Genomic DNA, 15422 nt, shown 5'->3' with positions numbered 1-15422 from the left:
AAATACTTAGGTAAGAAATTCATCTGGAATTGACAACAGTTGTGAAACCTCGCTGATTTTCGCCGGCACATCGAAACCTTTTACACATTTGGCGGTACAGGCTGAACACTCATGGCATGAAGAAAGTGTGGAATTGACCGAAACTAGCAGATCTTTCGCTTTTTTGGTCTCTTTGTAGCCAAAGGCATACATGTAAGCACGCATAAGCTCAGGAACCGGAAGAGAATGTTTACACCCAGGGATACATTTTCCGCAGGCATTGCAATACAGTCCGGATTGATTGGAAGCCAGCTGAAGTTGCTCTTTCTCCAGTTCATTTAGCTCAATATTTTCTAGTACGACAGCATTTTGTAAAAGCTGTTCGAGGTTCACCATGCTGGGTATGGTGGTATGAATATTTTCGTTTTGCAACACCCATTTAAGGGCTGCCAGACAATTAACAGGCTGTGTTTTTTCTTTGTCCAGATAGCCTCCTGCCATTACTTTCATGCCCACAATTCCTAATCCAGCGTTTGCAGCCTGATTTATTGCCTCCATCAGTTCAAAACGATGTTGTTGTTGAAAATTGATGGCCGTAAGCACTACCTCATAAAAGTTGCTTTCTACAGCAGCCTGTAATACTTCTATCTCGTTTTTGTGTGTTGAAATGCCTGTGTGTTTTGCCTTTCCGGAGGATTTTGCCTCGGCCATGGCTTCCAGCATCAAGGGGTTGAGTATATCCTCGCGGCTGGATGCAGCATGCAGGTAAAGAATATCGACAAAGGGTATTTGCAGGCGCTCCAGGCTTTCGTTGAGGGTTTTCAGAAAAGTTTCTTTCGAATCGGTGATTTTTACTTTTGTAGCGATCACAAAACTATCGCGAGGGTACTCTTTCAGCACCTCGCCCAACATTTTTTCACTGTTGCCTTGCTGGTAAACATGGGCTGTATCGAAATGAACGATGCCCAGCTTCATGGCACCTTTCACAACAGAGGGGCTGTTGCAGGCACCTACACCCATGCTCAATACCGGCAATTCAATTCCGGTTTTGCCAAGTTTGCGTTTTACAATTTTGGTTTGGTTTTTACCTTCTAAGGGTTGGGCTTTCAGGGTGGTGGCTATTCCTAAACCAGCCACCCCAGCTATGCCTGTTTGAAGAAAACGGCGACGGTTTAAGGTGTTCATCTTAGAAATATTTTGGTCAAGGTATAGAAAAGCCTGGAATGAAAAAACAAAACCACTACTAATTATTGCCAAAGATATTGGTTTATTAATCCAACGAACCTACAGGTTTTTAGCGAACAAGAGTGATGGTGCCTTGCAAAGGCTCGCCAGATGGGCATTCGATTACAAAAATGTAAACACCCATTGCAAGACCATAACCCGAGGAATTGGTTCCCTGCCAGGTATGTCTGGTGCCAGCAAATAGCATCTGCTCATACACCAAAATACCAGCCTTGGAATAGATTTTTATTTTTCCGTCAGTTTCAATCAGGGGTATTTCCCATTCTTCGCCTTTGTCGGGTGCAAAAACATAATCATAACTGCAATCGATGCTATTGATAGTAAAATTTCCCAACAGACTTGTGCAGCCTGTTGCATCCGAAATATGGAGTTGGTAAATTCCGGGAAATAAATCCTTAAAATGAAGTCCTTTAGGATTAGTTTTGCCAGCCAGAAATGCCTCAAAAGGCGCTGTGCCGCCAGTAATTTCTTCGGGGTTAATTATTATTTGCCCTGTAGCTTTATTACTGCAACTCTCTTTTACCAACACTTCTGCCCTGATTTCTATATCCTGACATGGATATTTCAATTCATCACCTGCCTTATCACTTTTAAAAGGAGACACAACATTAACAGCAGGCTCCTCTTTTAATGGAGCTTGAGTGGATTCAGGCAATGCATCGGTTATTGGTATAGATACGAAATTGGTTTTTGAAGTAAGTTGAACAGACATAGCTTTCTCCGGAAGGTCTGCATTTTCCTTTTTCCCTTTAACCTCAGGTTCCGGATCAGCGTTAATCTCTTTCGAAAATCCGACTGATTTTTCTCTTTCTTCCGAAGCCTTGATTTGTGTTTCATTCAATTCGGATTGTTGAATTGTCGAATCTTTTTGTGGTTTGTTAGTGACTTTGTGGCTCAACCGGAGAAAGAATGATACCGCAAGAATGAATGCAATAATTCCGGCAATAAAAATGAAATTACGACTATTTCCGAATTGCTTAGGTGTATGTTGGTTGTGTATGTGTTTGAGTTTGTTTTTTATTTCCACTAAGGTGGCATCTTCCACAAAGCGAAGTAGTTGCCGGTGCTTATTAAGTTGTTTACGAAGGCTTGGGTCGGTTGCCAATTGTTTTTCAAAGGCTTCGCGCTCACTTTCCGAAAGCTTGTTCAGAAGGAAAGATTCAATAAGTTCGAAATTTGTGTGCGCCTGGTTCATTGTATCAATTCATTCAGTTTCGGATTCTCTTCAAGTATCTGAAGGAGTTTCTGCTTGCATTTGTATTTCTGGGTCTTTACCGCATTGGCTGTGGCAAAGCCCATTTCGGTTGCTATTTCTTCGCTCGATGCCTTAAAAACAATCGATTGTTTAAGTAATTCAAGGCATTTTTCTCCCAGCAATTTTGTAATAACCCCCAGTCCACGGACCTTTTCATCAGTTACTATGTCGTCAGAGTAGTCATAATTATCGCTATGATCAAAATTTTCGGACATTCTTACCTTTCTTTTATCCCTTTTAGCCTTGTTAATCCACAAGTTACGGCTCACAAAAAATAAAAATCCGTCTATCTCGAACGCAGCATTGTATTTTCCGGCATGAACCTGTCTGCAAAGAACTACTACTGCATCCTGGAAAATATCGAATGCATCGTCGTAACTGCCTGCATTGGAAAGAATGTATTTTTTAATCTTCGGAAAAACTTCAACATAAAGGTGCTCCAACGCGAGGCTGTCATCTCCGGTTTGCAGACAATCGATTACTTCTGAATCGCTGTATTTTCTATTTTTTGTTTTCAAGTTATTTGTATTCTCTACACACAAAGGCTTAAAAAGTAACCACATCTGGTATCAGGTACCATACTATTTTATAGTTTTAGCCACTCATAGCAGGGCTGTCAATTGTTACTATGCGTTTTAGGCACTTAAAATACTCTTTTTTTGCTGTTTTTCAATTGACGGCGAACTTGAATGCGCAGCAAGAGGTTGCGCTTTACCCGGTTCAGTTTGGTCAATTTTACAACAATCTTACGTTGTACAATCCAGCCATGAATTGTACCGAATCAGATTATCAGGCTGGTATGGGCAATCAGCGATTATTGGGAAATTTTAACAAGATATCGACCTATTTTTTGCAGGCCGGCATGCGTATTGGCAGCCAAAAAGCCTTGAACAATGCACCCTTTAGTGCATTGGGTGCTATGTTGTATAACGATAGGGAAGGGAAATACCTGAACCGCACCCGCGCTTACCTCAATTATGTCTGGCATGGGCATGTATCGAAAAATCTAAGTATGGCAGGTGGTTTTTATGCCGGAGGGGTTAACTATTCAGTGCAGGGAACCGAGCTTTCTGGCAATGGATCGGACATTGCACCTGACGGCATGATCGGTATTCAATTCTATAACCGGCATTTTTATTCAGGCATTTCCTATAACCAGATCTTCTCGGGTCAGTTGCAACCCTTGGCTGAGGTATCGTCGCTTGTTCCTTATTTTAACGTAATGGCTGGTTACTACTTTGGTATTTCAAGCAATTTCGAAATGCAAACCGATGCCTTGCTCTCTTTGCCGGGCGGTTTGGATAATTATAAAGTAAATGCTAACCTTTTGTGCACCTGGAAGAAAAGAGTAGCCGTTGGTTTGGGATTGATCAACAATTCTTTTTTAAACCACAGCATCGAATTTCATGATCCGACCGAAGAATTGAAGGGTATGACTCTGACGCTTAGCTATGGTTATCCGGTTAAAAGCATGGGTGTGCCCGCAAGATTTCTGGAATTGGGCATTAATTTTAACTGGGATAGAATGCTTTACAGGTAAATGAAAAAGGAATGAAAAGAGTTACTTCTAAGCATATTAATTGTAGTTATTGTGTGCAAAACGACTTATTTTTAAACAGGATAACAGGATTTATGAATTATTGCGCCTCATATTGTACCCGGGCTTTATTTCTAAGTATGCTGTTAATACTATGCAACAACATAGTCTTTGCCCAGAAATCGGTGGTAATCGAATACCCCATCGTTTACCAGGGCTACCCTGTTGATACCATCGATGTGATTTCCGTTGAGTCTGTCGAAACCGGCAGCGAGGCTGTATGGGGTTCAGCAGTAACAAAAGCAGGAACCAGCCTGCAAATCAATTTACAAGGCAATGCAGCTTACGATCTAAATAGCAATTACAACAACCTGATTTTTACACATACCAATACAAGCAGGGGTTCCTGCATCAGCCAGGATTTTAGTTTTACCGTCGATTTTACAAAGACAACTTCCGATGTACTTTATCTTAAAAATTGTGTCATTGTCAACCAGCAATTTTATTTTGCACCCAGCACATATTGCCAGGGCGAAAGGGAAATTGCTCCGATTACAGATATTCCCCAGGCTTCTATTGAATTAGTTGCACCTGCCGGCATTGTTTTCGATGCAAACAACAACCTTCTTCCCTACCAGTCTTTACCTGGCAGCTATGAAGTACAAATCAATTCGAACTACTGCATTAACTATGGCGCGGAGACATTGTTTTTGAATATCACACCATTGGCAGAGGCTAATTTGCCCGATACGCTTGTTTTTTGCGACAATGGTATGAATCAAATGTTACCTGTGTCGGCCTACAAACTCTACCCCTTACCTGGTGGAATTAGCCTCGATCCGGTTGAAATTCCGCAAAGAAGTGGTTATTATCTGGCTCAGGCAAATAGTTCAAACTGTGCAGCGGTCGATACCGTTTATATTCAATTAAGTGAAGTGGGTACGCTGGAAATTCTGCCAAGCGAAGAATGCGTGAGAGTTATGCTTTCTGCCACAGCGAGTGGTTCATCACTCGCAAGTTACCTATGGTTCAATGGCAGCACAGAGGCTGTGACGGATACTCCTGAGTCAGGCGAAGTCTGGCTAAATGCCAATAACCAGGAAGGCTGTGGACTCTATGATACAGTAGATGTTATTTTTGAACCTCTTGCAATTGAAGCAGCAGAGTATATCCTTACACATGCCGGATGCTGGAACGATGGAGCGATCGAATTACTGAGCCTTACCACCAATCAGCCAGGGGTAGTGGTGAATCAGACTTTGTATAACACGGTCAAAAAAAATTATACAAACGATTTTGCAAGTGTACCCGAAGGAACATACAAATTCGAAATAACCAACCAGAAAGGATGCAAAGCATATTCGCTGGAAGAAATTACTGTGTTGCAGACCTGTCTGGAAGAGTACCCTGTGTTTACTCCCAACAGCGATGGGGTAGAAGATGAATATTTTATTCCGCATACCGGCTTTATACAAGTATTCGATCGCAATGGTACCTTGCTTCGTAAAATCGAAACACCTGCCTACTGGGATGGTCGTGATGACTCGGGCAACCTGCTGCCCATGGGCAATTACCTGATGATAACCAATACCAATAAAGCAGTAAACATTACCATTGTTCGTTAGTTAGTTCCCATTTTTCTCTATTTTAGTTGAAATTAAATTCGAATGTTAACTGAATCCCAATCAGAAAGGTACAGTCGCCAATTGCTTGTGGATGGATTTACAGAGGCTCACCAACAGTTGTTGTGTGAAGCTTCCGTTATGGTAATCGGTGCCGGTGGACTGGGTACAGCTGTGTTGCAGTACTTGAATGCTGCAGGTGTGGGGAAAATTGCAGTAGTTGATAAGGATACAGTTCAATTAAGCAACCTGCAAAGGCAGGTAATTTATACCGAAGCTGAATTGGGTATTGAAAAAGCATCACTGGCAGCCACGTATTTAAAAGAAAGAAACGGGGATAGTCTAATTGAGCACTTTGCCATTGAGTGGAACCTGACGTCAGCCTCAAAACTCGCTCCTGACTATGATGTGTTGGTCGATTGCAGCGACAATTATCACTGCCGGCTGGTAACTGATCAGATTGCCATTGAGTTGAATAAACCATGGGTATATGCAGCGGTGCGTGGCTGGGAGGGACAAGTTACTGTATTTAATTACCAGGGTAAGCATCACTATCAGCAAATTTTTGGCTTAACTGACAGTGTGATACCAAGCACTTCCAAAACTGAAGGGGTAATGGGGGTAACCGCTGCAGTTGCGGGCAGCATTCAGGCCGCCGAAGCGATAAAAATCATTACAGGTCAGGGTGAGATGCTGGCTGGAAGAATATTGCAGTTTTCGTTAAAGAAAAACAGTTTCAATCTTCTTGAGTTATAGACTGTAAAAGGCAACGGGTTTTTCGCTTTTCCCTTCTTAATTCAACCATAGCGGGGATGATTTTCTCTGTTTGAATAGAATTTTTCATTTTTCTTTGAAAAAAACCACATAAACTCTATTTTTACGCTCCACTTTCCGTTCGGGGGTGCCTTAATACAACGGGCTGAGATCATACTCCTTGAACCTGTGCGGGTAATGCCGCTTAGGGAGAAAGTGACAAAACAAGTCTTATTAATCACTTAAAATCTCTTGTCATGTTACGGAATGTAATGATGTGTGTGTATTTGTTTTTGTTTGTGTCTCAAACTTTTTCTCAGTTTTTTATTCGCGGTGTAATCAGCGATTCGGCCGGAACGCCACTTTTAGGGGCTAATGTGTTTCTGAAAGAAATTGAAACGGGCGTATCTACAGGCAGCAACGGCAGTTACAGTTTGTCGGTTCCTAAGCAGGGAAGTTATACCCTGTCTGTCACATTCCTGGGGTATGCCGAAAAAGATACCACAATTGATGTTACAGGAAATATTGAATTAAACCTTTCGCTTTCAAACCAGGCAATTATTGGCGAAGATGTGATGGTGCGGGGAACGAGGGCAGGGTATGCCGATCCGTATTCTTTCACTACCCATACCCGTGCAGAGATTCAGCAGATAATGGTGGGGCAGGAAGCGCCCTTTCTGCTCGAACGCATATCGCCCTCGGTGGTTTCGTATTCCGAATCCGGAAGTGCTTATGCAAATTATGCTTTTTTTAGCCTGAGAGGAATCGACCAGACCCGTGTCAATATAACTCTCAATGGTGTGCCACTGAACGATATGATCGATCAGGGTGTATTTTTTTCCAATTTCCCCGATTTTTCGAACAACGTCGAATCGGTTCAGGTACAAAGGGGAGTGGGCACTACAGCCAATGGAACAGCATCTTATGCCGGGTCGGTCAGTTACGAAACTGGTTTTTTGGCTAAATCCAAACCTTCGGCCGAAATACAGCTAGTAGCCGGTTCGTTTGGCACTTACCGCGGCAGCATGGGTATCGAAACCGGAGTGATGGGCAATAAAATGGCTTTTTCGGCACGTTTTACAACACTCAGTTCAGAAGGTTACCGCCATCATACAGCATCGGATGCCAGATCGTTTTATGGTTCGATGGCTTATTTTGGTAAACGCGATAATCTGAAAGTAAACACATTTATTGGCAGGTCGCAGAATGGACTTGCTTACCTGCCGGCGTCACTAAGTGATATTCAGAAGGATCCCAAAACCAACTACCTGAACGAAAACGACCGCGATGATTTTGGACAATGGTTTGTGCAGGCCTTGCACACCCACAAATTTAACAGCCAGCTAAACCTTATTACAGGACTTTATTACCAGGGCGCCGGAGGAGATTATTTATATTCCTGGACAGACAGTGTGGGTACCAGCCAGATTAATTACCCATTGCGCAACGACCATTTGGGATTACTCAGCACGATGCATTTCTCGGCAGCCGAAAAGAAGTTCAACCTGAACGCCGGCATCCATGCCTATCGTTTCGACCGAAAAAACTGGGAGCAACTTATGCCCGATAAAGAAAATCCCTATTACTCCGAAAGTTCACAAAAGGATGAGATAAGTTTTTTTGCCAAAGCAAGCCAGTTATTCGGGTCGTTTACCTTTTTTGCCGATGTGCAAACACGGTTGGTTCAATTACGCATAACCCCCGATATAGCCTTATTGCCAAACGAACCGGATGTGCAAAAAGAGTGGTTCTTTGTAAATCCCAAAGCAGGAATGAATTATAGAGTTAACCCTAAACACTTGTTGTACCTGTCATTTGGGCGCACAGGGCGAGAGCCTACCAAAGTAGATCTGTTTGGCGGTTTTCAGCTTAATCCATCCAATCTGCCTTATGTACTGAACGATTCGGTAAAATCCGAATTTGTAAACGACCTGGAATTGGGTTGGAAGTTTAATTCAACCCCCTTGCTAATAGAATGCAACGTGTTTTACATGAACTTTACCAACGAAATTGCTCCTATTGGCGAATTTGTGGAGGAAGGCTTTTTGCAACTGCGCAAGAATATGGAGCACAGTATGCGATCTGGTGTGGAGGCCCTTTTTTCGGTCGATTTCCTAAGCCATTTTCAGTTGCAGGCCAACGGCACCTGGCTATACAGTCGTATCGAAAAGTATGTTCCTGCCGATGTTGTTGAATACAAAAATGTAGCACCTGCTTTAAGCCCTGAATGGATAGGTAATGGCACATTGAGCTATTCGTTTTTAAATAGATTTACGGCAGCCCTAAGCGGCAGGTATCAGGGTAGCTATTACCTCGAACCAACCAACGATTGCAGGTTTAAAGCTCCTTCTTCTTTTGTTGCCAATGCAAGTCTTTTAACAAAATTGACAAAAAATTTGCAACTCGATTTCTATCTCAACAACCTCTTCAATACTCAATATTTTAACAGTGGCTCACCGGTCGATACCGATTGGGATGGCCTGTTTGATGAACCTGGCTATTTTGTGCAGCCACCACGCAATTTTTATGTCAAGTTGCAAATGAATTTTTAAGCCTGATTTTTGCCTCAAAAATGGAAACCGCATACAAGAACAAATAAGTTTGTGACTTTCTAACATGAAGTTTGTTTTAAATCAAACCATTTTAAAAACTTGCTGGCGAATTAGATATCACTCCAACTTCAAAGAAATCAATGAGATGGAGATTAGAAGTGTTTTAATATTTCATGACTTAATTGATGATTTGACCGCTATTGTAAGTGATTTCTTCGAAGCAAGGAGGTATTTTATAATTTTAGTATCGATTGATACAATTTGGCAGATTAACTTTATAATTTGAGTCACATTTTAGATTTCAATAAACCGTGTGTCCCAATTTTGATTTTTTAAAATCGCACTCCAACAGGTTCTTTTAACAATAATATTTTCTACTTTTCTATTATGGCACATATACTTAAAAACAAAAATCTGGAAATTCATATTGACCTGCCTCTTGAAAATTATAACTTTTCAAGATTTGACTGGACCGGAAAAATTGTGGATGTGAAATTTCAAAATATTCAAATATCTAATAATGAATGCTCTGATTTTGTGAATGAGAATTATTTTGGGAAAGGATTTTATAATGAATTTGGGATTGAGACAGCATTAGGTTTTGATGAAACAAATATAGGTGGCTGGTTTCACAAACCAGGAGTTGGATTATTAAAAAAGGAGGATTCTATATATCAGTTTAGCAAAAAATACGAGATTAAACCAGCTGAATTTGAGATTATTTCTGAACCAAATAGCCTTAAAATTATTTGTAAATCAGAAGATGTAAATGGTTATTCGTATTTATTGAAAAAAGAGATTGAATTACATACTAGTGGTTTTATTATTAAATATTATTTAAAAAATACAGGCGAGAAGGATATTACCACAGATGAATACGGTCACAATTTTATCGCAATTAATAGAGAACTAATAGGGAAAAATTATATTTTAAAATTCCCATTTCAATTGAAACCTGAATTATTTGGAGAAACGGTTAATACTGAACAAAAAGTTATTATTGGGCAAAATGAAATCAAATTTATTGGTACTCCACGAGAGCAATTCTTTTTTAGTAACCTCACAAGCAATGAAAATGTTGATGCAAAATGGGAGTTAATCAACCTTGAAAGTAAGATTGGCATTAGTGAAACAGGAAGTTTTCTAACGAATAAAGTGAATCTTTGGGGGTCAACACATGTGATCAGTCCGGAATTGTTTTTTAAAATATTTATTAAGCCAGGTCAATCAATACAATGGTCAAGACTATATGAAATATTTAAAGTTAACTAAAGCATTGAGCCACATTGCAGATAATTAGTAGCAAGTGCAGCTTATATTTGAAAGTATAAACAAAAAAGTAATGGAATAGCATTACAATAAGGTTTCTGCTGGCAATAAATTGATGTCTGTAAAATAGTTAAACACCTTTTTTCAGTTTATAACTATTGAATTTGTTAGCATAGAATAGCAAGGCATCTAAGATAATATTGTCCATTATGAATAGGCATTATCATACCAGTAGGATAGAAAAAGCTTGTATGATTATTAATTTCAAGCATTTGTTCTTTATTTGCTAACAGGCATTTTTTACCTCCCTTCTGGGAAAAGCGCGGGGGTCTTCCCCTTTAGGGGAAAGAGGGGTGAGCGTGGGCAAGAATTAAAATATGGTTGTAACTGGCATAATAGAGGCTAATCATTTGTCCATTTTATGCTGTAATTAAAAAATTACCTACGCTGAGCTTATATAAAAAGAGGCGGCACTTGAAAAAGGCCGCCTCTGCTATTTATGCCAATTAAGTTTAAAATCTATATTGAATAGATGCTCCTAGGCGCATAAAGCTATCATCCTGCAAAGTAAAACGTAATTCCGGAGAAAGTGTAAGGTCCTCGTTGATGTCATAATTTAAGCCAGCGCCAATATTTAAGCCAACATCAGAGTCAGTTTCATCATCCAAACCAAAATCTGATCCATCGAAATGTCCAGAAACAATAGAAATACCAGCCAGAGCATACACATTGAGCTTGTCGCTGGGGGTTACGAAAATATAATGGGCATCGAAATCGAAAATATTCCAGCTTACATAATCCTGCTTAAAGATATGGGTATAGCTAAAAGCGCCTTCCCACTGTTCGGTAAAGGAGTATACTGCGTTGAGGCTCAGACCAAAATTATCAATGTCCGATGCATACCACAATCCGACACCTGCACGCAGATTCGAAACATCAAAAGATTGGGCTGAAAGACTGGTCGTTAAAAGACCGGCAAGTAAAATAAAAACGATTTTTTTCATTGTTGTTGCATATTTAGGTGAATAATCAAATAAGGTCAAGTCGAATGGGATTTAGTTGCAAAGTAAATAATTTTTCATATTCAGAATAGTAGTTTATTTCTCCGTGTGGTCCAGATCTTCGAGAATTTTTTCAATTTCTGCCTCTGTTTCGAAAAGTTTGCTTTTGCAGAATTTTACCAATTCGGCAGCTTTTTTAACCTGTGCTGTGAGGCTATCCATATCGGGTTCTTTATTTTCGATGGTTTCGAGTATGCGGGTCAACTCACCGAAGGCTTCGTTATAACTAGTGTTTTGTTTGGCCATAAGTATGGAGTTTATGAATATTGTTTAGTCGATAATGCTTTTTTTCCTGCCATCTGCAAATACGGTTTCAACAACATCGCCTTTTTTCAGGGTATCTGCATGTTTTACTCTTTGTCCGTCCTTGAGGGTTAAGGTAAATCCTTTCTCGAGTATATGCCGGGGGTTGTTGTAAAGCAGGCTTTTTTCCAACATACTTAGGTGATGCTGTTCTGTGTTGAGAATGATTTTTAAGCTGGATTTAAATTCTGAATGAACAGAGTTCATGGAAAATAGATGTTGGTCGAGTTGCCGGTAGGCCGTATTTTTTAATTGTTCACAAGATTTATCCAGTGTATGCTCAAGTGAAAACATTTTTTTTCGTGCCAGCGTGCTCATTTGAAGAATTGCCTTTGACAGTGTTTTCGATTCAAGATTCATGGCTCTGGTGTAATACTTTTGCAAGCTTCGTACCCTCTGTTCGAGCAAGGATTGATGTACTGCTATTCTTTCCTGGCACAAGTCCATGATGTTTTCGTTTGTTTCTGCAAGGTCTTGCGCTACTTCCTGCATTTTATCGACAAGAAACCCGGCAACAGCTGTTGGTGTTTTCAGGCGGGTATGTGCCACCCGGTCTGTAACGGTATCGTCCTGCTCGTGCCCAATACCGCTCAAAACAGGCAAGGGGAATTGGGTAATGTGATAGGCCAGCCAGTAGCTGTTAAAGCATTCGAGGTCAGCGGCTGCGCCCCCGCCACGTATAATGACTACCACATCGAACAGGTCGGCATGTTGGTAAATTCGTTCAAGTTGATTGATGATAGATCCTTCGGCCTCATTGCCCTGCATAATGGCAGGAAATACTTTGGAGTAAAACTGAAATCCCTGTGGGTTATGGTGTAGCTGGTTCTGAAAGTCGAGCAGGCCGGCTGCAGTTTTCGACGAAACAATGGCAATACGGTTTACGAAGTAAGGCAGAAGAAGCTCGCGGTTCATGTCAATGACTCCTTCGTTGGTTAGTTTTTGCAGAATCTTTTGTCTGCGCAAACTTATCTCACCCACTGTATAGGTAGGCTCGATGTCGACAATGTTAAGCGAAAGGCCATATACTTCGTGAAATTCTACGATAACCCGCACCATAACCTTCATTCCGGCTGCCAGACTTTGCCCGGTAGTGGTCTCGAAATAGGGTTGCAACATCCTGTACACATTGTTCCAGATTGTAGCACGGGACTTTGCCACAAGCTGCTCGTTTTTTTCGCTTTTCTGCACCAGCTCGAGGTAGCAGTGACCCGAATAGTTGAGAGTGATTTCGTTTATTTCGGCCACCACCCAAAAACTATCGAGTTGATCTTTTAGGATGGACTTAATTATTTTATTGAGGGCTTCGAGGGTAAGGGGTGCAGCCTTCATTTCAATCGATTTTAATAAAGGGAAGACTGTAAAACCGTCCATCTATTTCTACATAGAGCATATAGAAGCCAGCATCGAGTATTGGTGTTTGAGGGACTTCGAACATATTCATGTCAGGCACAAAATTCGTCTCGTACTTAAAAAGCATTCTTCCCGCAAGGTCGAGGCCATATACAATACCTGATTTTGCCTGTTGCAGCCATGGAAGGTTAATTTGTATGTACAGTTTTTCCTGTGTAGGATTCGGAAAGAGTTTTATGTCGGTTAAGTCCGATTCATTCTTCAGTTCTAAAAGAATAGCATTGGCCAGCAATGCGTCCGGAATGCCATAGCCATAATTGTTATCTGGGTATTGAAAGCGGTCGCTGCTCTCTATGATGGCTTCGCGTAACTGCTGGGCAGTGCAGTGCCCGTTATTTTGTTTGAGCGAAGCTGCCAAACCAGTAATAAGTGGTGCCGAGCAGGAGGTTCCGTTGCAATTATAGATAGCACCCCTCGCGATTTGACCATAAGTATATTGTCCCATGGCACTTACATCTGGTTTAATTCTAACATCAGAAGAGGGGCCCCTGGAGCTGAAAGCTGTGATGGTCTCCTGGTAATTGACTGCACCTACAGCGAGTATGCTATCGGCATCGGCCGGGGCTATAATCTGAAACCAGTCGTTGTCGCCCTCATTACCTGCACTGTTTACTACTAATATTCCCCTGCGGGTTGCATGCAATGCAGCTAGTGTTACAGGGGTTGTTTGGCCATCGAGCTGGTCGTAGCTATGGTTTTGCCGGCTGTCATGAAACTGAAAATAACCCAATGACGAATTGATGATGTCGACCCCAATGCTATCGGCAAATTCGGCACCGGCTAGCCAGCTGTATTCCTCTGCCAGATATTCTGTGTCGCCTTTTTCGGTGCGCACAAGCACATAGTGGGCACCTGGGGCACTACCCACAAGTCTATCGGGCCACCATCCAGCCAGAATGGAAAATACTAAAGTGCCATGCGTATGATTGGAAAGCATATTCTCTTCATCTTTCACAAAGTCGCGCATGGCCAATACCTTGTTGCTATCCCACATATGTTGCAGCGATTCGACGGTTTGCACATCTTTGAAACCGGCATCCAGAATACCTATCAGCACCCCTTTTCCATTAATACCCTGGTTGTGCAGGTAATCGAGCTCAAGCATTTCAATTTGCGTTTGATAATTTGCCGCAGCGGCCGGCTCAGAAGCAAGAATATATTTCTCGTCCTTGCTGCTTTTAGTTTCCGGGAGATGTGGATAGCGGTCGAGATGTTTAATAAAAGTAAGTTGCTGAATTGCGTTCAGTGTGTTTGTATCGGCACATCGAATTAGGGCGCCATTCATCCATTTCGAAACAAGGACAAGCTCTAGATTGAAATCTAAAAGACTATCGGTATAGGTTTTATTTACAGGAATATCCTGTTCTGTTACCAGTATTTTCTGTTGTATTCTTCTATCAATTGCCCGTTGCGAAAGAAATTCTTCTGGTTTATTCAAACTGAAGGGCGTGTTTTGTTTGTCGGTAAATTCCAGCCAGTATAAATCGGGTGCAACCTGACTATGCAAACCGCTCAGTATCATTATGCAAAGCAGAAAAGCTGTAATATAGTATTTGGCAGTGGGCATCTGTGATATAAACGGTTTTTTGTCAGACAATAAATTTGTGAATGATAGAACCTAATAGCCACCACCATTCCGCAAAAAATCTTCTTCGGTGGGCTCTTCAAATTTTCCCATATTTTTTTCGATAAAATCAAAATACTCCTGGTCGCTTTTTAGCAGAGCATCGGCGTTGAGTGCCTCTCCGAAATTATACTCTATTTTGTATTTTTCTTTTCCGGCATCGTCATAAAAAACCCAGGGACCATGCCGGCGGCTGTCGACAAAATTACCCAGAATCATCATCAGGCCATTCTCGTAATAAAAATAATACCGTCCATTCAACAGGTTGAAGGAATAAGTTGCTTTTAGTTTTTCTTTTCCATCAGGAAAATACTGAATCCAAGGTCCTTCTTTGGTGTCAAGCTGCCAATGGATAAGTTCAGATACCTGACCGTTTTCGTAATAGCTTGTTTCGGTGCCATGTTTTTTTCCCTTCAGGTAGTTTTCTTCGCTAACCAATGCGCCGGAATAATAGCTATAATACCTCCAGGTACTGTCTTTAAGATTTTGGTAATAAAAACCTTCGGCAGATATATCACCGTCTTCGTAAAAGAGGCTGGCAGCAGCATAATTGCCATCCTCGCTAAAGTGCATCTTCGCCTGAAGGTCACCGCTTTCGTAATATCGAAACATGGTTCCCACCGGATGGTTATCTTTAAACTCGCCACGGTACATGAGTTTTCCTTCTGGGTAGGACTTTTGCCAAAATCCCTGTTTGAATCCCCTTGCATCGACCTGATTGAAGATTGTGTCGTTTTGTGCAAATGTTGTAAAGGTAAATGCAATAAGTGCTATCAAAGGAATCCATCTTAAGTTCATTGTACCGGGTG

General features: G+C 41.3%; 13 protein-coding genes and 1 riboswitch. Of the genes, 5 read left to right on the top strand and 8 right to left on the bottom strand.

The window, feature by feature from the left end; translation table 11 throughout:
• Window positions 1–6: 6 nt before the first annotated feature.
• From IPM71_03600 to IPM71_03590, 3 genes are all read right to left on the bottom strand, one after another.
• Window positions 7–1164, bottom strand: a complete 1158-nt coding sequence (locus IPM71_03600; GenBank protein QQS51820.1) for an aldo/keto reductase — start codon at window positions 1162–1164, stop codon at window positions 7–9.
• A gap of 109 nt (window positions 1165–1273) precedes the next feature.
• Window positions 1274–2419 (bottom strand): gliding motility-associated C-terminal domain-containing protein, encoded by a 1146-nt coding sequence (locus IPM71_03595; GenBank protein QQS51819.1) that lies wholly within the window; start codon window positions 2417–2419, stop codon window positions 1274–1276.
• Entirely contained in the window at window positions 2416–2997 is a 582-nt protein-coding gene (locus IPM71_03590) for an RNA polymerase sigma factor (protein ID QQS51818.1), read from the bottom strand. The genes IPM71_03595 and IPM71_03590 overlap by 4 nt, the downstream gene beginning before the upstream one ends.
• Before the next feature lie 167 nt (window positions 2998–3164).
• On the opposite strand from IPM71_03590, the gene IPM71_03585 reads away from it, so the two are divergent.
• The 5 genes from IPM71_03585 (at window position 3165) to IPM71_03565 (ending at window position 10215) form a co-directional block, all read left to right on the top strand.
• Window positions 3165–4019 (top strand): type IX secretion system membrane protein PorP/SprF, encoded by an 855-nt coding sequence (locus IPM71_03585; protein QQS51817.1) that lies wholly within the window; start codon window positions 3165–3167, stop codon window positions 4017–4019.
• A gap of 137 nt (window positions 4020–4156) precedes the next feature.
• A complete protein-coding gene (locus tag IPM71_03580; GenBank protein ID QQS51816.1) occupies window positions 4157–5641 on the top strand; it encodes a hypothetical protein in 1485 nt (494 codons plus the stop codon).
• Window positions 5642–5683: 42 nt separating this feature from the next.
• Window positions 5684–6394 (top strand): HesA/MoeB/ThiF family protein, encoded by a 711-nt coding sequence (locus IPM71_03575; protein QQS51815.1) that lies wholly within the window; start codon window positions 5684–5686, stop codon window positions 6392–6394.
• A 131-nt stretch (window positions 6395–6525) separates the two neighbouring features.
• Window positions 6526–6620: riboswitch (TPP riboswitch) on the top strand.
• 28 nt (window positions 6621–6648) lie between these two features.
• Window positions 6649–8943 carry a TonB-dependent receptor gene (locus IPM71_03570; protein ID QQS51814.1) on the top strand — a complete coding sequence of 765 codons (2295 nt, stop codon included), beginning with the start codon at window positions 6649–6651 and terminating at the stop codon, window positions 8941–8943.
• Between the two features lie 387 nt (window positions 8944–9330).
• Window positions 9331–10215 carry a hypothetical protein gene (locus IPM71_03565; protein ID QQS51813.1) on the top strand — a complete coding sequence of 295 codons (885 nt, stop codon included), beginning with the start codon at window positions 9331–9333 and terminating at the stop codon, window positions 10213–10215.
• Between the two features lie 509 nt (window positions 10216–10724).
• Here IPM71_03565 and IPM71_03560 read toward each other — a convergent pair.
• The 5 genes from IPM71_03560 to IPM71_03540 all read right to left on the bottom strand — a co-directional run bounded on the left by IPM71_03560 (window position 10725) and on the right by IPM71_03540 (window position 15411).
• Window positions 10725–11216 carry a porin family protein gene (locus tag IPM71_03560; protein ID QQS51812.1) on the bottom strand — a complete coding sequence of 164 codons (492 nt, stop codon included), beginning with the start codon at window positions 11214–11216 and terminating at the stop codon, window positions 10725–10727.
• A gap of 93 nt (window positions 11217–11309) precedes the next feature.
• The gene (gene xseB / locus IPM71_03555) at window positions 11310–11519 is read right to left on the bottom strand and encodes an exodeoxyribonuclease VII small subunit (GenBank protein QQS51811.1); all 210 of its coding nucleotides are present in this window, start codon (window positions 11517–11519) and stop codon (window positions 11310–11312) included.
• A gap of 24 nt (window positions 11520–11543) precedes the next feature.
• Window positions 11544–12908 (bottom strand): exodeoxyribonuclease VII large subunit, encoded by a 1365-nt coding sequence (locus IPM71_03550; protein ID QQS51810.1) that lies wholly within the window; start codon window positions 12906–12908, stop codon window positions 11544–11546.
• A 1-nt stretch (window position 12909) separates the two neighbouring features.
• The gene (locus IPM71_03545; GenBank protein ID QQS51809.1) at window positions 12910–14556 is read right to left on the bottom strand and encodes a S8 family serine peptidase; all 1647 of its coding nucleotides are present in this window, start codon (window positions 14554–14556) and stop codon (window positions 12910–12912) included.
• 51 nt (window positions 14557–14607) lie between these two features.
• Window positions 14608–15411, bottom strand: a complete 804-nt coding sequence (locus tag IPM71_03540; protein ID QQS51808.1) for a toxin-antitoxin system YwqK family antitoxin — start codon at window positions 15409–15411, stop codon at window positions 14608–14610.
• Between the last annotated feature and the right edge of the window lie 11 nt (window positions 15412–15422).

This window comes from Bacteroidota bacterium (genome assembly GCA_016699695.1).
GTDB lineage: Bacteria > Bacteroidota > Bacteroidia > Bacteroidales > UBA10428 > UBA10428.
The sequence above is the reverse complement of the archived record's forward strand: the minus strand, read 5'-3'. Positions and strand labels throughout refer to the sequence as shown.